The sequence below is a fragment of the Nocardiopsis halophila DSM 44494 genome (genome assembly GCF_000341245.1).
GTDB classification, from domain to species: Bacteria; Actinomycetota; Actinomycetes; order Streptosporangiales; family Streptosporangiaceae; genus Nocardiopsis_A; species Nocardiopsis_A halophila.
Window position 1 is genome coordinate 19,240 of the sequence record NZ_ANAD01000174.1, and the last position, 18,322, is coordinate 37,561.

Annotated in this window: 16 protein-coding genes and 2 pseudogenes; 16 read left to right on the forward strand and 2 right to left on the reverse strand. The window is 75.4% G+C overall.

Annotated elements, in window-relative coordinates:
* The first annotated feature begins 26 nt into the window (after positions 1-26).
* The 6 genes and pseudogenes from D450_RS0120240 (at position 27) to hisF (ending at position 4,223) form a co-directional block, all read left to right on the forward strand.
* Complete coding sequence (locus tag D450_RS0120240; RefSeq protein WP_026128665.1) at positions 27-1,109, forward strand: histidinol-phosphate transaminase; 1,083 nt, start codon at positions 27-29, stop codon at positions 1,107-1,109.
* A gap of 44 nt (positions 1,110-1,153) precedes the next feature.
* Positions 1,154-1,747 carry an imidazoleglycerol-phosphate dehydratase HisB gene (hisB, locus tag D450_RS0120245; protein WP_017540476.1) on the forward strand — a complete coding sequence of 198 codons (594 nt, stop codon included), beginning with the start codon at positions 1,154-1,156 and terminating at the stop codon, positions 1,745-1,747.
* Positions 1,747-1,911 (forward strand): hypothetical protein, encoded by a 165-nt coding sequence (locus D450_RS34035; protein ID WP_017540477.1) that lies wholly within the window; start codon positions 1,747-1,749, stop codon positions 1,909-1,911. The genes hisB and D450_RS34035 overlap by 1 nt, the downstream gene beginning before the upstream one ends.
* Before the next feature lie 90 nt (positions 1,912-2,001).
* Complete coding sequence (hisH, locus tag D450_RS0120255; protein ID WP_017540478.1) at positions 2,002-2,637, forward strand: imidazole glycerol phosphate synthase subunit HisH; 636 nt, start codon at positions 2,002-2,004, stop codon at positions 2,635-2,637.
* A gap of 62 nt (positions 2,638-2,699) precedes the next feature.
* Positions 2,700-3,441 (forward strand): annotated as a pseudogene (gene priA / locus D450_RS30735) (bifunctional 1-(5-phosphoribosyl)-5-((5-phosphoribosylamino)methylideneamino)imidazole-4-carboxamide isomerase/phosphoribosylanthranilate isomerase PriA).
* Positions 3,438-4,223 (forward strand): imidazole glycerol phosphate synthase subunit HisF, encoded by a 786-nt coding sequence (gene hisF / locus D450_RS0120265; protein ID WP_017540479.1) that lies wholly within the window; start codon positions 3,438-3,440, stop codon positions 4,221-4,223. Before priA ends, hisF begins: the two are co-directional and overlap by 4 nt.
* Positions 4,224-4,657: 434 nt before the next feature.
* Here hisF and D450_RS0120270 read toward each other — a convergent pair whose 3' ends face one another.
* Positions 4,658-6,481 (reverse strand): glycosyltransferase, encoded by a 1,824-nt coding sequence (locus D450_RS0120270; protein WP_017540480.1) that lies wholly within the window; start codon positions 6,479-6,481, stop codon positions 4,658-4,660.
* A gap of 272 nt (positions 6,482-6,753) precedes the next feature.
* On the opposite strand from D450_RS0120270, the gene D450_RS0120275 reads away from it, so the two are divergent.
* The 3 genes from D450_RS0120275 to D450_RS0120285 all read left to right on the forward strand — a co-directional run bounded on the left by D450_RS0120275 (position 6,754) and on the right by D450_RS0120285 (position 11,809).
* Entirely contained in the window at positions 6,754-7,353 is a 600-nt protein-coding gene (locus tag D450_RS0120275) for a peptidoglycan-binding domain-containing protein (RefSeq protein WP_017540481.1), read from the forward strand.
* A 674-nt stretch (positions 7,354-8,027) separates the two neighbouring features.
* Positions 8,028-9,977: an ABC transporter ATP-binding protein gene (locus D450_RS0120280; RefSeq protein ID WP_017540482.1), complete on the forward strand. Its 1,950-nt coding sequence runs from the start codon at positions 8,028-8,030 to the stop codon at positions 9,975-9,977.
* Positions 9,974-11,809 (forward strand): ABC transporter ATP-binding protein, encoded by a 1,836-nt coding sequence (locus tag D450_RS0120285; RefSeq protein ID WP_017540483.1) that lies wholly within the window; start codon positions 9,974-9,976, stop codon positions 11,807-11,809. The genes D450_RS0120280 and D450_RS0120285 overlap by 4 nt, the downstream gene beginning before the upstream one ends.
* 456 nt (positions 11,810-12,265) lie before the next feature.
* Here the strand turns inward: D450_RS0120285 and D450_RS30740 are convergent.
* Positions 12,266-13,275: pseudogene (locus tag D450_RS30740) on the reverse strand (SIS domain-containing protein).
* Between the two features lie 149 nt (positions 13,276-13,424).
* Between D450_RS30740 and hisI the strand changes: the two are divergent.
* From hisI to D450_RS0120325, 7 genes are all read left to right on the forward strand, one after another.
* On the forward strand, positions 13,425-13,820 hold the full coding sequence (gene hisI / locus D450_RS0120295; protein WP_017540485.1) for a phosphoribosyl-AMP cyclohydrolase: 396 nt from the start codon (positions 13,425-13,427) through the stop codon (positions 13,818-13,820).
* Positions 13,817-14,524, forward strand: coding sequence for a Trp biosynthesis-associated membrane protein (locus D450_RS0120300; RefSeq protein WP_017540486.1), 708 nt, complete (start codon positions 13,817-13,819; stop codon positions 14,522-14,524). The genes hisI and D450_RS0120300 overlap by 4 nt, the downstream gene beginning before the upstream one ends.
* On the forward strand, positions 14,524-14,889 hold the full coding sequence (locus D450_RS0120305) for an HGxxPAAW family protein (protein WP_017540487.1): 366 nt from the start codon (positions 14,524-14,526) through the stop codon (positions 14,887-14,889). The genes D450_RS0120300 and D450_RS0120305 overlap by 1 nt, the downstream gene beginning before the upstream one ends.
* A gap of 533 nt (positions 14,890-15,422) precedes the next feature.
* Positions 15,423-15,854: a CD225/dispanin family protein gene (locus tag D450_RS0120310; RefSeq protein WP_017540488.1), complete on the forward strand. Its 432-nt coding sequence runs from the start codon at positions 15,423-15,425 to the stop codon at positions 15,852-15,854.
* A 144-nt stretch (positions 15,855-15,998) separates the two neighbouring features.
* Positions 15,999-16,508 (forward strand): DUF2752 domain-containing protein, encoded by a 510-nt coding sequence (locus D450_RS0120315; RefSeq protein ID WP_017540489.1) that lies wholly within the window; start codon positions 15,999-16,001, stop codon positions 16,506-16,508.
* Positions 16,509-16,691: 183 nt separating this feature from the next.
* A complete protein-coding gene (trpC, locus tag D450_RS0120320) occupies positions 16,692-17,498 on the forward strand; it encodes an indole-3-glycerol phosphate synthase TrpC (protein WP_017540490.1) in 807 nt (268 codons plus the stop codon).
* Positions 17,499-17,844: 346 nt separating this feature from the next.
* Positions 17,845-18,322: pyridoxal-phosphate dependent enzyme (locus D450_RS0120325; protein WP_017540491.1), on the forward strand; the 478-nt coding region annotated here is incomplete at its 3' end.

An 18,322-nucleotide genomic window follows, 5' to 3' on the forward strand; every position in this document is an offset into this window, starting at 1 on the left:
GACCTTCCGGACGGACACCTGACACCGTGAGCGACTTCGGCCTCGACGACCTGCCGATCCGCGACGACCTGCGCGGGCGCGCCCCCTACGGCGCCCCCCAGCTGGACGTGCCGGTCGCCCTGAACACCAACGAGAACCCCTTCCCGCCCTCCGAGCGCCTGGTCGAGGCCCTCGGGCGCGCCGTCGCCGACGCCGCCCGCGGCCTCAACCGCTACCCCGACCGCGACGCGGTCCGGCTGCGCGAGGCGCTGGCGGGCTACCTCGGCCACGGCCTGGACGCCTCCCGGGTATGGGCGGCCAACGGCTCCAACGAGGTCCTGCAGCAGATCCTGCAGGTCTTCGGCGGCCCCGGGCGCAGCGCCATGGGCTTCGAGCCGTCCTACTCCATGCACCCGGTCATCACCGAGGTCACCGGCACCCGCTGGATCACCGCCGAGCGCGGGCCCGACTTCGCCGTCGACCCCGACCGGGCCGAGGAGCAGATCGCCGAGCACCGCCCCGACGTGCTCTTCCTGACCTCGCCCAACAACCCCACCGGCACCGCCCTGCCGCTGGAGACCGTCGAGCGGCTGGCCGGCGCCGCACCCGGCATGGTCGTCGTCGACGAGGCCTACGCCGAGTTCCGCCGCGAGGGCACCCCCAGCGCGCTGTCCCTGCTGGAGCGCCACCCGCGGCTCATCGTCTCGCGCACCATGTCCAAGGCCTTCGCCCTGGCCGGGGCCCGCCTGGGCTACCTGGCCGCACACCCGGCGGTGGTCCGGGCCCTGCAGCTGGTGCGGCTGCCCTACCACCTGTCCGCCGTCACCCAGGCCGTGGCCCTGACCGCGCTGGAGTTCTCCGACGAGCTCCTGGCCGGGGTCAAACAGCTGCGCGAGGAGCGCGACGCCCTGGTGGGGTGGCTGCGCGGGCAGGGCTTCACCGTCGCCGACTCCGACGCCAACTTCGTGCTCTTCGGGGAGTTCGAGGACCGGAGCGCGGTGTTCCGCGGCATGCTGGAGCGCGGCGTGCTCATCCGCGAGGTCGGCCCGCCGCGCTGGCTGCGCGCCACCATCGGCACCCCCGAGGAAATGTCCGCCTTCCGGGAGGCGTTGCTGCAGGTGACGGCCTGAACGCCGACGCCGGCCGCCCCGAGACCCAGGAGAGTCCCACCACCATGAGCCGTATCGGCCGCATCGAACGCGCCACCAAGGAGACCAAGGTCAGCGTCGAGATCGACCTCGACGGGACCGGCGTGTCCGACGTCTCGACCGGCGTCGGGTTCTACGACCACATGCTCGACCAGCTCGCCAAGCACGGCCTGTTCGACCTGACCGTGCGCACCGAGGGCGACCTCCACATCGACTCCCACCACACCATGGAGGACACCGCCCTGGCCCTGGGCGCCGCCTTCCGGGAGGCCCTGGGCGACCGCGCGGGGATCCGCCGCTTCGCCGATGCCAAGGTGCCGCTCGACGAGGCGCTCGCCGAGGCCACCGTCGACGTGTCCGGCCGGCCCTACCTGGTGCACAGTGAGCCCGAGGGCATGGCGCCCGTCATCGGCCGCGACTACGACACCACCATGACCCGGCACATCTTCGAGTCGTTCGTCGCCCAGGCGCGCGTGGCCATGCACGTCCATGTGCCCTACGGCCGCAACGCCCACCACATCGTCGAGTGCCAGTTCAAGGCCCTGGCGCGGGCGCTGCGCTTCGCCTGCGAGAAGGACCCGCGCGTGAGCGGCGTCCCCTCCACCAAGGGCGTGCTCTGATGCAGGACCTGTGGGGCGTGCTGCTCATCGGCCTGGGCGGTGTCCTGGCCGGGGGCGCGATCTCCACCTGGAAGAACCAGCGCGTGCTCGCGGTGGCCCTGGGCGCCTGCGCCGTGCTCGCCGTGGCCTCGGGGGTGCTCCGCCTGGGCTACTTCGGCGGCTGAGCCGCCGCCCGCCCCGCAGTGGACCGCCCCTCCGCCCGCCCGCCCCACCGACGACCCACCACCGCCGAACCAAGAAAGGCGCGGTCGACCGTGCAGCCTCGCGTCGCCATCCTCGACTACGGATCCGGCAACCTCCGGTCCGCCCAGCGCGCCGTGGAGCGCGCCGGCGCCGGCGTGGAGGTCACCGCCGACCCCCATGCCGCCATGGAGGCCGACGGCCTGCTCGTCCCCGGCGTCGGGGCGTTCGCCTCCTGCATGGAGGGGCTGCGCTCGGTGTACGGCGACCGCGTCATCGGCAAGCGCCTGGCCGGAGGCCGCCCGGTGCTGGGCATCTGCGTGGGCATGCAGGTGCTCTTCGACCGCGGCGTCGAACACGGCGTGGCCGCCGACGGGTGCGGGGAGTGGCCCGGCACCGTCGAGCGCCTGCAGGCGCCCGTCGTCCCGCACATGGGGTGGAACACCCTCGACGTCCCCGAGGGCAGCCGCCTGTTCGCCGGGATCGGCCCCGAGGAGCGCTTCTACTTCGTGCACTCCTACGGGGTGCTGCGCTGGGAGCTGGAGGCGGACTCCCCGCACATCGCGGCGCCGCGGGTCACCTGGTCCACGCACGGCGCCCCGTTCGTGGCGGCCGTGGAGAACGGGCCCCTGTGGGCCACCCAGTTCCACCCCGAGAAGTCCGGCGATGCCGGCGCCAAGGTTCTGGCCAATTGGGTGGCGTCGCTGTGAGCGGCGCCGCCGAACCGATTCCGCGAAGCGAACCCATCCCGGAAAGCAGGGTCTGCGAACCGATGTCCTCCACCCTCGAACTCCTCCCGGCCGTGGACGTGGCCGACGGGACCGCGGTCCAGCTGGTCCAGGGCAAGGCCGGATCCGGCGGGCGGTACGGCGACCCGCTGGAGGCCGCCCGCGCCTGGCAGGAGGCCGGCGCCGAGTGGATCCACCTGGTCGACCTGGACGCCGCCTTCGGCCGCGGCCACAACCGCGAGCTGCTGTCCTCGATCGTGGGGCGGCTGGACGTCAAGGTCGAGCTGTCCGGGGGCATCCGCGACGACGACTCGCTGGCGGCGGCCCTGGCCACCGGGTGCACGCGGGTCAACATCGGCACCGCCGCCCTGGAGAACCCCGACTGGTGCGCGCGCATCATCGCCGAGCACGGCGACCGCATCGCCATCGGCCTGGACGTGCGCGGCACCACCCTGGCCGCCCGCGGCTGGACACGGGACGGCGGCGACCTGTACGCCACCCTCGACCGCCTGGAGGCCGAGGGGTGCGCCCGCTACGTTGTCACCGACGTCAACAAGGACGGCACCCTCAAGGGCCCGAACCTGGAGCTGCTGAAGGCGGTGTGCTCGCGCACCGACAAGCCGGTCGTGGCCAGCGGCGGGGGGGCCGCCCCNGTCCGCCCTGGAGGACCTCAAGGCGATCGCGACCCTGGTGCCCGAGGGCGTCGAGGGCGCGATCATGGGCACCGCCCTGTACGAGGGGGCGTTCACCCTCCAGGAGGCCCTTGAGGCGGTGAAGCCGGCGTGAGCCTGGCCGTGCGCGTCATCCCGTGCCTGGATGTGGACGCCGGGCGCGTGGTCAAGGGCGTCAACTTCCAGAACCTGCGCGACGCCGGGGACCCGGTGGAGCTGGCGGCCCGCTATGACGCGGCCGGCGCCGACGAGCTCACCTTCCTCGACGTCACCGCCTCCAGCGGCGACCGGGAGACCACCTACGACGTGGTGCGGCGCACCGCCGAGCAGGTCTTCATCCCGCTGACCGTGGGCGGCGGCGTGCGCACCCCGGACGACGTCGACCGCCTGCTGCGCGCGGGCGCCGACAAGGTGGGGGTGAACACCGCGGCCATCGCCCGCCCCGAGCTGGTCCGGGAGATCGCCGAGCGGTTCGGCAACCAGGTCCTGGTGCTCTCGGCGGACGTGCGCCGCGCCGAAGGGACCCCGCGGGCGCCGCTGCCCAGCGGGTTCGAGGTGACCACCCACGGGGGGCGCCGGGGGACCGGCATCGACGCCGTGGAGTGGACCGAGCGCGCGGCCGCACTGGGCGCCGGGGAGATCCTGCTGAACTCGATGGACGCCGACGGCACCAAGGCCGGGTTCGACCTGGACCTGATCCGCGCGGTCCGGGCCCGGGTGGACGTGCCGGTCATCGCCAGCGGCGGCGCGGGCGAGGTGGCCCACTTCCCGCCGGCGATCGACGCGGGCGCCGACGCGGTGCTGGCGGCGTCGGTGTTCCACTTCGGGGACTTCACCATCGGCGACGTGAAGGACGAGCTCCGCGAACAGGGCCACCCGATCCGCCCCGTGCCCTGAGGCCACGGTGCAGGGGGAGCCGTTCCCTGAGGAGAGGACGGCTCCCTCCCCTCTGAGGGGTCCTGAGCGGCCGTCCGTCTTTCCACCGCTGCCTCGCCGCGCATCGAAACCGCCGGTGGCACGGCGGCGGCCGTCCTGGCTCTGGGCCCTGGGGCGAGTTCCTCAGGGCGTAGCGGGGGCGGTCGTTCTCGCGGGTGGAGCCGGCCCGGAAACCCCGCCTCGGTCCGGCCCAGGTGGCGGGCCTCCGCGCGGGACCGTGTCCGGCGCGGATTCGTGGGTCCTCGTACGTCGGGGCACGTCCGGGCGGTGGGGCTCTCCGAGTACCAGGCCGTCCCTGTGCAGGTCCCCGTCGGAGGCGGACCTCCGGCGGGGACGGGCCCCGACCAGGCCCGACCAGGCCCGACCAGGCCTGGCCGTGCGCCCGGCGCGTCCGGTCAGGCCGCGCCCAGGCGTGCGTACAGGTCCCGGTACACCTCGGCGATGCGGGGCCAGGTGCGGTGGGCCGACACCTCGGCGCGGCCCGCACCGCCCAGTTCCGACCGCAGATCCGGGTCGCCGTACAGCCGCTCCAGCGCCTCCGACAGCCCCACCGCGTCCCCCGGCGCCACCATCAGCCCCGCCTCGCCCCCGGCCAGCAGCTCGCGCAGCGCCGGCAGGTCGCTGGCCACCACCGGGGTGCCCAGCGCCATCGCCTCCACCGGCTTGAGCGGTGTGACCAGCCGGCACACCCGCTCGTCCGCGCGCGGCGCCGCGAAGGCGTCCAGCGCCGCGTGCGCCCGCAGCGCATCGTCCCGGCCCACCCGGCCGGGCAGCACGCACGCCCCCTCGATGCCCAGGCGCCGCACCGCCGCACGCACATCGCCCATCGCCTTGCCGTCCCCTACCAGCAGCATCCGGGCGGGCACGCCGCGCTCGCGCAGCAGCGCCACCGCCTCGGCCAGCACGGTGAACCCCTCATAGCCCACCACGCTGGAGACGGACCCCACCACGAAGTCCTCCGGCCCCAGTCCGTGCTCCCGCCGGAACCCCGCACCGTCGGGCCGGGCGTCCAGCAGGGCCGGCTCCACCGCGTTGGGCGCCAGCACGATCCGGTCGGGGTCGGCCCCCCGCGCCACGATCTCCCCGCGCATCGTCCGCGACAGCGTCACCACCGCGTCGGCCGAACACATCAGCGCCGACTCGCGCTCGACGATCGCCCGGTGCCGCTCGCTCCCGTGCGCCTGCGCGCCGGCCGCCGACAGCCAGGTCTCCTCCAGGAACCCCCGCACCTCGTACACGAACGGCAGCCCCAGCCGCGCGGCCGCCCCCGCGGCGATCGACCCGTTCCGGTGGTCGGTGGCGGCGTGCAGCACGGCCGGGCGCAGCCGCCGGGCCAGCGCCGTCACCCCTTCCACCCCCGCATCGACCTGACCGCCGAGCCCGCCCGGAAGCTCCCTGCCCGGGTGCAGCCGGTGGTATCCCACGCCGTCCAGCTCGCAGGACTCCGGTCCGTCCCGGTCGTCCAGCGGCCATCCCGGGAAGGTGACCACGGTCGGCACCAGCCCCGCGTCCCGCTGCGCGGTGACGATCCTGTGCGTGCGGACCGTGTACCCGGCACTGGTGCGGGGGAGCGCGTTGGAGACCAGGTGCAGCACCCGCCCCGGCACCGGCTCGTACCCTTCCCCGTCCCGCGGGGGCGGCTCGGGCAGCGGCCCCAGGGCACGGTGTTCGCCGACCAGCCGCTCGTGCAGCCGTGCGCACACCTCGTGCCCCCCGGTGAAGGGCTCCACCGCGGAGACGGCCTCGCTGATCCGCCCCCGGTCGAACAGCAGGCGCGCGTTGCGCGCCGCCACAGCCCCGGCCAGGGGGACGGCGTAGCGCTCCGGCAGCTCGGGCAGGTGGCGCAGCGCGACCTCGGTCAGCCGGGGCCGCTCTGCCGCGGCGAGCACCGAGGCCGTCCGCAGGGCGCGCCTGCGGCCGCGCGGCGTGGCGGCCGAGGCCCGCCGGGCGATGCGCGCCATGTCGTCGCGCGCCTCGTCGACCTGCTCGCCGGCCGCGAGCAGCAGGAGGTAGGCGGCGGGGAACCGGGGCGGCGGGCCGCTGCTCCTGCGGGCCGTGGCCGCGGCGAGCGCCGAGGCGCGCGCCCTCTCCGGCAAAGCCTTGGCCAGGCGCAGGCCGGCCCGGGCCGCGGCGTCGCGCAGGCCGTCCCAGGGCGCCGCCCGGAGGGGAGCGGGCGCCCGCTCCGGAGGACTGGACGTGGGGGAGGGGGTATCGGACACCTTGACCAGTCTGGCGCCGATCGCCCGCGCGGTGCACCGGTCACCGCGCTCCGTGCGAGGAATTCCCTGACATGAACGGCGCCGTTCACCGCGCGTTCGCGGTGCCGGCCCGGCGACGCGCAGCCCCGTGCCCCGGTTGACCTGCGACGGACAAAGGGAGTGAACACTGGCCGTCGAGAGGTATTTACCCGCTGCACGCGAACCCCGGACGGCCGCCGCGGGTCTCCCTGAAGAGAACGGACGGGACCCTGAGAGAAAAGGGAGACACTCTCATGTCCATTGGTAACAGGATCGCCGCCCTGCTCGCCTCGGGGGCGCTGGCGCTCACCGGGGGCCTGGCCGTCGCGCCGGCCGCGTCCGCAGACGGGGCCGGGACCCCGCCCGAGGTCGAGGCGAAGATCGAGGCCTGCGAGTGGACCGTGCTGGCCCCCGGCGACGAGCGCTGGGAGGTCGGAATGGCCAAGCACGTGCTCCAGAGCCTCGGGTACTATGAGGCCGGCCAGGTCGACGACCACTACGGCGAGGACTTCACCGCCGCGGTCGAGGCGTACCAGGATGCGGTGGACGTCCCGCAGAGCGGGGAGTTCGACATCGCCACCTGGGAGCACGCGCGCAGCGACTTCGGCCAGGTCGGGCCCGGCCTGCAGACCGAGCCCAGCGACCGGGTGCGGGCGGTGCAGTACGCCTTGGCCGTGGGGTACGGCTACGCCCTGTCCGTCGACGGCTACTACGGCCCGGTCACCGAGGGGGCCGTGCGCGAGCTGCAGGGGGTCGTGGGGGTCGACGCCGACGGCATCGTCGGGCCGATCACCTTCCGCGTCCTCGTCACCGGCGGAGCCTGCCAGGAGCTCGGCCTGACCGACGAGAGGTGATGTTCCGGGACGCCGGCGCCATCCGAGGCGCCTGGAACGGCGGTTGAACACAGGGAGGGCCTTCGGAGCCCGGCGTGGACGTGACGTCTGCACCGACGCTCAGGAGGCCCTCGTGCCTTGCCGCACGCGCGCCCCCTGGCCCCTGTGATGGCGTCCGCTGGAGTGGTGGAACCTTCGGCGGACCTGACCGCCGTCGCTGGGCGGCCTGCGGCCGTCCGCCGACAGGCGGGGCGCCGGTCGGGGCTGCGAAGGCGGCCCGGGTCCGGCCCGGAGCCGTGACGGTGGCGTTGAAGCGGTCGGACGGAAACGGCGCCACTCGCGTGGACGCCATGACGTGAGGACCCAGGAGGCGATGCTGTCCCCGTGTCCTGGACGGCCCTGCCCGGAACCGGCCACCGGCCTCGGGGCGCCCGAGTGCGCGACGCCTCGGGGCGCCTGCACCGGACCGCTGCGCGCGGAGGCGGCCTCCCGGATGTGACCAGCGCCGCCCCCCGCGCGGAATAGCCCGCACCCGGGCCGTGCTGAACAGAATCGATACTCTCGACGCCTCGCGGCACAGTAGGTTGGTCCGGCACATGCCGTCCCCTGATCGGATGGCATGTGCTTTTTGCGGGCGCCCACCGGCGCGAACGCGACCGAGAGCCACCGAACACCGTGGACGAACAGGGGGCCGCATGGCGCAGTCGAACGCGAACGGCGACGGGGCGGACGGGACCCGCGGCGCCCCCGGGCCCGGAGAGCGGACCTTCGCCCGCGGACTGCGGGTGCTGTGGGTCGCCATGCGCACCGAACCCGCCGTGTTCCTCGTCGCGGTCTTCGGCGCCTCGCTGCACGCCGCCGTCACCGTCGCCTCGGCCGAGGTGCTCGGCCGCATCACCGACCAGGTCATCCTCCCCGCATTCGAGCAGGGCCGCACCACCGCCGGCGCCCTGACCGCCGCCGCGGCCGCCCTGCTGGCCGTCGGCGTGCTCAAGGCCCTCGGCCTGGGCCTGCGCCGCCTCTACGCCGGGCTCATGCAGTTCCGCATGCAGGCCCGCTACCGCCGCAAGGTCGCCCGCACGTACCTGCGGCTGCCGCTGGCCTGGCACCACCGCCACCCCGCCGGACAGCTGCTGTCCAACGCCAACGCCGACGTCGAGGCCGCCTGGACGCCCCTGGCGCCGCTGCCCATGGTCGTGGGCAGCCTGTTCATGCTCGTCATCGCCGCCGGAGCGATGGTCCTCACCGACCCCGTCCTGGCCCTGGTCGGGTTCGTCGTCTTCCCCCTGCTCTTCGCCGTCAACGTCGTCTTCCAGCGCCGCGCCGCCCCGGTGGCCACCCGCGCCCAGGCGCTGCGGGCCGAGGTCAGCGAGGTCGCCCACGAGTCCTTCGACGGCGCCCTGGTGGTCAAGACCCTGGGCCGGGAGGACACCGAGACCGAGCGCTTCACCGCCGCCGCCCACCGGCTGCGCGACGCCCAGATCCGCCTGGGCCGCATGCGCGGGCTGTTCGACCCGGTCATGGAGGCCCTGCCCAACCTCGGCGTGCTCGGGGTGCTGCTGGTGGGGGCCTGGCGGCTGTCGGCCGACGCCATCGCCGTGGGCGACCTGGTGCAGATGTCCTACCTGTTCACCCTGCTGGCGCTGCCGATCCGCTCCTTCGGCTGGCTGCTGGGCGACATGCCCCGCAGCGTCGTGGGCTGGGACCGCGTCACCGCCGTCCTGGCCGCCGACGGCGCCATGGAGCACGGCGAGGCCCGGCTGGAGGGCCGCGGCGGCATCGGGGTCGCCGTCCGCGGCCTGGACTTCTCCTACGAGGACGGCGGCGCCGACCGCGACATCGCCGACAGCGGGGCCGGCGGCGACCGCACCACGGTGCTGAACGGCGTCGACCTGGACCTGGCGCCCGGGCGCACCGTCGCCCTGGTCGGGCCCACCGGCTCCGGCAAGTCCACCCTGACCACGCTGCTGCTGCGGCTGGTCGACCCCGACGCCGGCACCGTCGCCTACGACGGCACCGACGTGCGCGAGCTGGCCGCCGGGCAGATCCCCGCCGCGGCCGCGCTGGTGCCCCAGTCCACCTTCGTCTTCGAGGACACCGTCCGCGACAACGTCGCCCTGGACACCGGCGCCACCGACGAGCAGGTGTGGGCCGCGCTGCGCCTGGCCCGCGCCGACTCCTTCGTCGCCGCCCTGCCCGAGGGGCTGGACACCCGCCTGGGCGAGCGCGGCGCCAGCCTCTCCGGCGGCCAGCGCCAGCGCCTGGCCCTGGCCCGCGCCGTGGTGCGCTGCCCCCGGCTGCTCGTGATGGACGACGCCACGTCGGCGGTCGATCCGCAGGTCGAGGCGCAGATCCTGGCCGGACTGCGCGAGCGCGACCTGGACGCGACCGTGGTGGTCGTCGCCTACCGCAGGGCCACCATCGAACTGGCCGACGAGGTCGTCTACATGGAGGGCGGCACCGTCGTCGACCGGGGCGCCCACGCCGACCTGCTGCGCCGTTCCCCCGGCTACGAGCGGCTGGTCACCGCTTATGAGCGGGCGGCCGAGGAGCGCGCCGCCGCCGGGCGCGCCGCGGCCGGCGGCGCCCCCACCGAGCCCGCAGCCGAGGGCGGCTCCGCCGCCGCAGAGGAGGCCCTCCGATGAGCGCACCCGCAGCCGCCCCCGACCGCGCCGACGAGCGGGACCCGGACCGCCCCGGCGCCGCCCCCGGGCTCAGCCGCTCCTCCGACGGCGCCGTGGCCACCATCCGCCGGGGCCTGGCCCTGTCCCCGGAGTTCACCCGCGGCCTGGGCTGGACCGTGCTGGTGGCCGTCGTCGCCACCGCCGGCAAGATCGTGGTCCCGCTGGCCGTCCAGCAGATCATCGACAACGGCATCACCGTCGAGGGCGGCCCCGACCTGGACTTCACCGCCGGGGCCGTCGCGATCTGCGCGGCCGTGCTGGCCGTGGCCACGCTCAGCTCCTATGTGATGAACGTGCGCCTGTACCGGGCCACCGAGTCCGGCCTGGCCACGCTGCGCCGCAAGGCCTTCCGGCACGTGCACGACCTGTCGGTGCTCACCCAGAACAGCGAGCGCAAGGGCGCCCTGGTCTCCCGCGTCACCTCCGACGTCGACCAGATCAGCACCTTCATGCAGTGGGGCGGCATCCTGCTCATCGTCAGCTCCGGCCAGCTGCTGGTGGCCACCGTGCTGATGGCGGTCTACTCCTGGCAGCTGACCCTCGTGGTCTGGGTGTGCTTCCTGCCGCTGCTCTTCGGCGCCCGGTGGCTGCAGAAGCTGCTGTCCAGGGCCTACCTGTCGGTGCGCGAGCGCACCGGCGACATGCTCGGCGTCATCGGCGAGACGGTGGTCGGCGCCGCCGTCATCCGCGCCCACGGCACCGAGGAGCGCACCGCCCGGCGGATCGACGACTCCGTGCTGGCCACCCGCAAGGCGCAGGTCCGGGCGCAGCGGCTGTCGATGTCGGTCTCGCCCTTCGCCGAGCTGGTGGCCGCGGTGGGCAACGCCGCGGTGGTGGTCACCGGCGTGCTGCTGGGCGTGGGCGGCCACCTCACCCCCGGCCAGCTGGTGGCCTTCCTGTTCCTGGTCACCCTGTTCGTGCAGCCGATGATGATGGCCACCGAGATCTTCAACGAGGCGCAGAACGCCATCGCCGGCTGGCGCCGGGTGCTGGGCGTGCTCGACACCGAGCCGGACGTGGCCGACCCGGGCCGGGACGGGCGCGAGCTGCCCCGCGGCCCGGTGCGGGTGGGCTTCGAGGGGGTCTCCTACGCCTACCCGGGCGGGCCGACCGTGCTCGACGGGGCGGACTTGGAGATCGCCCCCGGCACCCGGGTGGCCGTGGTGGGGGAGACGGGGTCGGGCAAGACCACCTTCGTCAAACTCCTGACCCGGTTGATGGACCCGGGGCAGGGGCGGGTGCTGCTGGACGGCGCCGACCTGCGCGAGGTCGCCTTCTCGTCGCTGCGCCGCCGGGTGGTGATGGTGCCCCAGGAGGGCTTCCTCTTCGACGGCACGCTGGCCGACAACATCCGCTTCGCGCGGCCCGAGGCGACCGACGCGGAGCTGGAGGCGGCCGTGGCCGACCTGGGCCTGGGCGACTGGCTGTCGGGGCTGCCGCACGGCCTGCACACCCCGGTCGGCCAGCGCGGCGAGTCCCTGTCGGCGGGGGAGCGGCAGCTGGTGGCGCTGGTGCGGGCGTTCATCGCCGACCCGGACCTGCTGGTGCTCGACGAGGCCACCTCGGCGGTCGACCCGCACACCGAGACCCGCATCCAGCGGGCGCTGGACCGCATCACCGACGGGCGCACGTCGGTGGCGATCGCGCACCGGATGTCGACCGCCGAGGCCGCCGACGAGGTGCTGGTCTTCGACGCGGGGAAGGTCGTCCAGCGCGGCCCGCACGCCGAGCTCGCGGCCCGCGAGGGCGTCTACGCCGACCTGTACGCCTCCTGGGTGCGCAGCTCGGCCTGAGCACGGGGCTTCGGGCGCGGGGAGCGGTGAGCACCGTTCCCCGCGCCCGCCCGTTCCCGCACTCTGAGGGGCGGCGGGACGCTCCAGGGGGCCCGGCATCGGGACGGAAGGCGGGCGGGCCGACGCGGCCGGAGGCCCGGCGCCCGGTGGCCTCCACCTACCGGGGTCTTCGCAAGCCGTGAGGGACCGATCGCAGGACGACGGCCGCCTCACGGAACCGACAGCGGCCTCAGCACCGGATTCCCGGGTGGTTCGGTCGGTCCTGTGCCGTCCGGGGATCCGCGGATTCCAGAACGGCCCCACCGCCGGTCCGGCGGGATGCAATGCCCGTGGAGCCCGGACGGTGCCTGAGGGCGGTCTTCCGCCCCTGCGCCCCCGCCGCCGGTTCGGACCGGCGAACCGACGTGGATCAGAAGGCCCGGCCCGGGAGGGACGAGCCCTGCTCCGGCAGGGGGGTCACACGCCCCGGGCCGCCCACCAGTGGGCCGCCAGGATCTCGGCGACCAGCGGCTCCGGCCGCNNGCGACCAGCGGCTCGGTCAGCAGGGCCACGTCGGGGTCGGCGTCGCCCAGGTAGCGCACCGTGTCGGCGGCGCCCGCGACCTCGCCCCCCACGGCGACGAACCGGCCCCGCAGCTGCAGCAGGTGCTCGGAGAAGCGCTCGTCGTAGTGCGAACCGGTGAAGAGCAGCGCCCGGTAGTCGCTCACCGCCGCCAGGTACCGGCCCGTGTGCGACCACTCGGCCGTCTCGAACGCGAACGACGCCAGCACCGGCCCCTGCCGCAGCACCAGGGACGCCTGCTCGGCCGAGGCCCCCCGCTCGGCCGGGGCCACCGCGTGCACCGGCGCGCCGTCCCCCAGCGCCGCCGCGGCCCCGGGCACCCACGCGCGCGCCCGCTCCAGCAGGTCCGCCGAGGCGTTGGCCGACCGGCGCAGCGTCGGCACCAGGTCGGCCGAGCCGCCCAGCGGCGGCGCCCCCAGGCGGTGGCCCAGGTGGAGCAGGAGCGCCAGCGCCAGCTGGTGCCCCCGGCAGTTCAGCCCGCTCTTCTCCGGCTCGGCGCCCAGCGGCGCCAGGATGTCGGCGTAGCGCGCCGCGGGCGAGTTCGCGTCGTCGGTGATGACGATGATCGCCGAACCGCCCACGTACCGGTCCAGCGCCGTGCACAGCTCGCGCAGTCCGCCGCCGACCGCGACCGCCACCACCAGCGTCGCCGGCCCCGGGGGCAGCGAGCCCTCGGCCGAGGGGTGCTCGGCCGTCGCCCCCAGCCCCGCCCGCCGCAACCGGTGCGCCGCGGCCTCGCAGGCGTGCCGCGCCGACCCGGTGCCCAGCAGTACGATCCCCGCGGGCTCGTCGTCCACCAGCGCCGGAAGCGCCTCGAACGGGTCCCTGCGGGCGAGCCGGTCGGCCAGCGCGTTGAGCGCGCCGGGCATTCCCGCGAGGTCGGCGGTGAGCAACTGGGCGGTCACGGAACTCCTTCGGGGCACCTACGCAAACGCCCCCGACGATACTCGCCGGACGTCCCCCACCCGCCCAGTGGCCATTGTCACCGCCCCCGCGGCCCGCACTAAGGGCGACCCGGCCGCATCCTCCGCCCCACCGCGCATAGGCTGTGGCCATGACCGCCCGTCCATCCGGGACCGGCCCGGCAGGCGCGCCCCCGAGCGGGCTCGCGCCCGAGGTCGCCGCCCGGCTCAAGCGCACCCCCGACGGCCTCGTCCCGGCCGTCGTCCAGCAGCACGACACCGGCGAGGTGCTGATGCTGGCGTGGATGGACGACGAGGCGCTGCACCGCACCCTGACCACCGGGAGCGCCACCTACTGGTCGCGCAGCCGCGGCGAGTACTGGGTCAAGGGCGCCACCTCCGGCAACGTCCAGCGCGTCGTCTCGGTCGCCCTCGACTGCGACGGGGACACCCTGCTGGTGCGGGTCGACCAGACCGGGGCGGCGTGCCACACCGGCGACCGCACCTGCTTCGACGCCGGGGCGCTTCCGGTGGAGGGCGGCCGGTGACCGGCACCGCCGCCGTACGCGCCAAGCGCGAGTACACCACCGCCCTGGCCGCCACCGCGGCCGGCGCCGCGGCGCTGATCACCGCCGCCGGACAGACCTGGGCCACCGGCACGGTGGAGATGGCCGGCCCGCTGGCGGCCGCCCCCGTCGAGGTGGACGGCGCGGCCGCCGCCCCGGGCGCGGCGGCGATGGGCTGGGCCGGCCTGGCCGCGGTCGCCGCACTGCTGGCCACGCGCGGCCGGGCGCGCACCGTCGCCGGCGCGCTGCTGGCCGTCTTCGGCGCCGGCGCACTGGTCGGCGTGTGGAGCGGCACCAGGGCCTCCGCGCTGAACGCGTCCGCCGCCGAGGCCACCACCGCCCAGGGGGACCTGGGCGCGCTCCACGTGGCGTGGGGGTGGCCGGCCCTGGCCGCACTGGGCGGTGCCGTCCTGCTGGCCGCCGGGGCCGCCGCCGCGCTGCGGGGTCCTGGCTGGCCCGCCATGGGCAGCAGGTACGATCGCCACGGCGCCCCCGCCACGACCTCGCAGGACGGCCCGGCCGACCCCGCCGACCTGTGGAAGTCGCTCGACGCGGGCGAGGACCCCACCGCCGAGCCGGCCGCCGGCGGCGGGTCCGCTCCGGACGGCGGCGCCCCCGACAACGACGATCCCGACCGCGACCGCGCCCGACAGGCGGGCGCCCCGGCAGCACAGAAGGAGCCCTGATGGCCGACGCACACCACGAGGAGCACGAGGACCACGGCAACACCGTCGCCGCCTGGTTCCTCACCATCTCCTGGATCGCGGCCTGGACCGTGGCCGGCGCCGCCATCATCCTCGGCGGGGACATCATCACCTGGACCCTGGTGGGCCTGGGCGCCAGCGTGGTGCTGGCGGTCGTCGCCGGCGTCATGAAGAAGGCCGGGCTGGGCCGCAAGGAGCCCCGCCCCGTGCCGCCCACGCGCGAGCAGTGGGAGGCCGGGCGCGCCGAGGCCGCGGCGGGTGAGAAGTCCGAGGAGAAGGCCGCGAAGAAGAGCGCGAAGAAGGGCGGCGAGGACGACAAGGAGCCCGCCGCCGCGGGCGCCAAGTAGTACGGCCCGAGCCGCCCGACCGGCCCCTTCCCCCGGTGCGTACGCACCGGGGGAAGGGGCCGGAGCCGTTTCCGGGGCCGCCGAGGGGCGCAGGCCCGGGCGAGGCGTCCCCGGTGCAGGGGCGGAGTCCGTTCGGCCCGAATCGGACACACCGCCTGCACCGCCTCTGAACAGCGGCGACATCCGCCCGTCGCCGGACGGAAACCTCATCGAGTGGGTCAATGCCCCCACTATCTGGCATGATGCCTACTCATCTGCGGCGAAACGCGGCGATCCCGACCCTGAGTCCGTCGGCCCCCATCACGCCTGCCCGCGCGACGGCGCGGCGCCGTGGTCGAGACATCTTCGTCGTTCCGGAAACAGAGAAGTAGGCAGTCATGAGCTACCCGCCGCCCGGTCCCCCCGGCCCCCCGCAAGGTCCCCCGCCCGGTGGTGGCTACGGTCCCCCGCCCGGGGGCATGCCGCCCGGTGGCCCCCCGCCCGGGGGCATGCCGCCCGGCGGCGCCCCTCAGGGGAACCCGCCCGAGGTCGGCATGGCCGGCCTCATCCTCTCCCTGCTCTGCTTCTGGCCGCTGGGCATCCCGGCGCTGATCTTCGGCATGAAGGTCAACTCCCTGTGGAACCAGGGGGACCAGGCCGGCGCCTTGGAGGCCCACCAGAAGGCGTCCAAGTTCCGCAAGCTCGCCTTCATCATCGGCGGGATCATCTGGGGCCTCACCATCGTCGTCAACCTGCTGATGCTGCTCGGCGTCTTCGGCCTGGCGGCCGGCGCGGGGTCGATGGACACCGACGTCGACTCCGGCTACAGCGAGTACGACGACTCCACCGGCCTCGACTCCGAGGACGGCACCGGCTTCGACTCTGACGAGTACGACACCGGTGACGAGGAGTTCGACCAGCAGATGGAGGAGCTGGACGAGAGCCTCGACGACCTCAACGAGAGCCTCGACAGCTACGACTACTGATCGGCCGCCGGCCGCCCGGCGACCCTCGGCTCCCGCGGCGCCGCATCCCCGGATGCGGCGCCGCTCCTGCTGGACGCCCCCGCCCTGTCCGGCGGGGGCACCGCCGTTTCCCGTCCGCGTGGGCCAGGGCCTAGACTCGGCCCCGTGGAGACCAGCATCGAGACCCCGCAGCCCCCCGCCCCGGGCCCGCTCGGGCGGCTCCGGGCGCTCACCGCCCGCCTGCACCCGGGCACCTGGCCCGTCCTGTTCGGCGCGGGCGCCCTCGTCGGCCTCCTGGTCGTCCACACCATGGACCCCAACGAGCCGGGCAACTACCCCACCTGCCCCTGGCTGCTGATGACCGGCACCTGGTGCCCCGGCTGCGGCAGCACCCGGGCCGTGCACGCGCTGACCAACCTCGACATCGCCGGCGCCGCGCAGATGAACGTCGTCCTGCTGGCGCTGCTGCCCTACATCCTGTTCAGCTACGGCCGGTGGCTCTACCGCTCCTTCCGCCCCCTTCCACCGGGCGCGCCCCCGCGCAAGGCCACCCCGCCCGCGGTGCTCGGGGCGTTCCTCGTCCTGATCCTGGTGTTCTGGGCCGTGCGCAACACCCCCTTCGGCGTGATCCTGGCCCCTGGCGGGGTGCCCGCCCCCGCCCCCTTCTGGGGCTGAACCGCCCGGCGGCGGCGCACATCCCGATCCGCGGGCCGGTGCGCCCCGGCCGATGCCGGACGGATACGATCGGACGACACCGGGGCACCGACGACCGGCCTTCCCGCCGTGTACCCCGAGGCCACAGGCGTCCAGCGCGGCGCGGACGCCGAGACAACCGCTATCTGGAGGGGGCAGGCCCACGTGAGCGTGCTCGACGAGATCCTCGACGGGGTGCGCGACGACCTCGCCGCACGGCAGGCGCAGACGCCGCTGGAACGCCTCAAGGAGACGGCCGCCGCCGTCCCCCGGCCCCAGGACGTGGTCGCCGCCCTGCGCAGGCCCGGCGTCCAGGTCATCGCCGAGGTCAAGCGGTCCAGCCCGTCCAAGGGCGCCCTCTCGGCCATCGCCGACCCCGCCGCGCTCGCCCGGGACTACGCCGACGGCGGGGCCTGCCTGATCAGCGTCCTCACCGAGGGCCGCCGGTTCGGCGGCAGCCTGGAGGACCTGGCCGCGGTGCGCGCCGCGGTCACCACCCCGCTGCTGCGCAAGGACTTCGTGGTCAGCTCCTACCAGCTGTGGGAGGCGCTGGTGCACGGCGCCGACGCGGTGCTGCTCATCGTCGCCGCCCTGGACCAGGACGCCCTGGTCTCGCTGGTCGAGCGCGCCGAGTCGCTCGGCCTGACCCCCCTGGTGGAGGTGCACACCGAGAAGGAGGTGGAGCGGGCCCTGGAGGCCGGCGCCACCGTCATCGGCGTCAACGCCCGCGACCTGACCACCCTCAAGGTCGACCGGGACACCTTCGCCCGCGTGGCCCCCGCCATCCCCGACGACCGCATCCGGGTCGCCGAGTCGGGCGTGCGCGGCCCGCACGACCTGCTCGCCTACGCGAGTTCCGGCGCCGACGCGGTGCTCGTCGGCGAGAGCCTGGTGACCGGCCGCCACCCGCGGACCGCCGTCGCCGACCTGGTCACCGCCGGCGCCCACCCGGCCCTGCGGGACCGCCGATGAACGGGCGCACCGAACCGCTGCACCGCCGATGGCCCGGCCTGCCCTGAGGGAGGGACCGGGCGCCTGACGGCGCCCTGCGCACCGGCGCCGCACGGGCTCCGGGCCCACCGCCCCCGGCCGCGCCGGCCGGCGGCCCCCTCGGGCAGGGACCACGCACGAACCGCGACGCGGCGGCTCACCCGCGGCTCCGCCCCACGGCGGAGGCCCGCACGCGGCGGCGCCCCACCGGGCCCGCCCGCCCCGAGCCGGTCGCGGCGCGGCCCGAGGGGCCCGAAGCCCCCGACCGCCCGATGACGACCCACGGCTCGGCCGCGCGCCCCGCAGCGCCGGCCAGGAGAGACCCGACATGACCACCGACACGACCGGCACCGCCGCCCGCGGCGGCGCGACCGGACACTTCGGCCGCTACGGCGGCCGCTTCAGCCCCGAAGCGCTCGTCGCCGCCCTGGACGAGGTCGCCCGGGCCTGGGGCGAGGCCCGCGAGGACGCGGATTTCCAGCGGGAGCTGGGCACCCTGCTGCGCGAGTACACCGGCCGGCCCAGCCCGCTCACCGACGCCCCCCGCTTCGCCGAGCACTGCGGCGGGGCGCGGGTGCTGCTCAAGCGCGAGGACCTCAACCACACCGGATCGCACAAGATCAACAACGTGCTGGGCCAGGCGCTGCTCACCAAGCGCATGGGCAAGACCCGCGTCATCGCCGAGACCGGCGCCGGGCAGCACGGCGTGGCCACCGCCACCGCATGCGCCCTGCTCGGCCTGGAGTGCGTCGTCTACATGGGTGAGGAGGACACCCGCCGCCAGGCGCTCAACGTCGCCCGGATGC